Raw genomic sequence first — 573 nt, 5'->3', positions numbered from 1 at the left:
CGCTTTTGACTATGACAAACAAGTTCAATGTGACCCGCACAGGCACAACATCCTGCACGTAAGCCGTAACTTCCGTCGGACTCACTGCTTGTAAACGATAGACTGAATCCTGCCGATATAAAATAAGGGCTTTTTTGATCAGCTGAACATTTTCCTCATTGTAAGGAAGAAGTTCTTTTAACTGTTCAGCATATGCCAGCACATCGTCTTTGGAAATCATATTCTGAAGCATGATTATCGCTCCTAACCGAGTCACGTAATAAAAAGATCCAATTTCTCTATTATATCGCAACACATCGGCCTTAAAAAGTTTTTCCTAAAAAAGGACATAAAAAATGGGATGTGTCGAATGATGTATTAGAGATTGCAAATTGATAACCAGCATCATATAATAATCGTGTTTTCAACTTAATGGAAGCTGAAAGGAAAAAAAAGATGAGTGAAAAGAAATTGAATCAAGAAGAATTTCTGAAAATTTTGATGCATGCACATGAAATTGGTGAGCAGTCATCTGAGATGACGACGAAGGAAATGCTTGAAAATTTGATTTCTCATATTAAAAATGGATATGCA

At 36.1% G+C, this 573-nt stretch carries 1 protein-coding gene and 1 pseudogene; one reads left to right on the top strand and one right to left on the bottom strand.

Annotated elements, in window-relative coordinates:
- A pseudogene (locus ACWHAR_RS30240) lies at window positions 1–232 on the bottom strand (SWIM zinc finger family protein); the annotation flags it as partial.
- 203 nt (window positions 233–435) lie between these two features.
- On the opposite strand from ACWHAR_RS30240, the gene ACWHAR_RS30235 reads away from it, so the two are divergent.
- Window positions 436–573 (top strand): hypothetical protein (locus ACWHAR_RS30235; RefSeq protein WP_452088825.1); only part of this gene is annotated, 138 nt, incomplete at its 3' end.

The organism is Bacillus sp. LR--39 (assembly GCF_053613335.1).
This window is presented reverse-complemented; position numbering and strand designations above follow the sequence as displayed.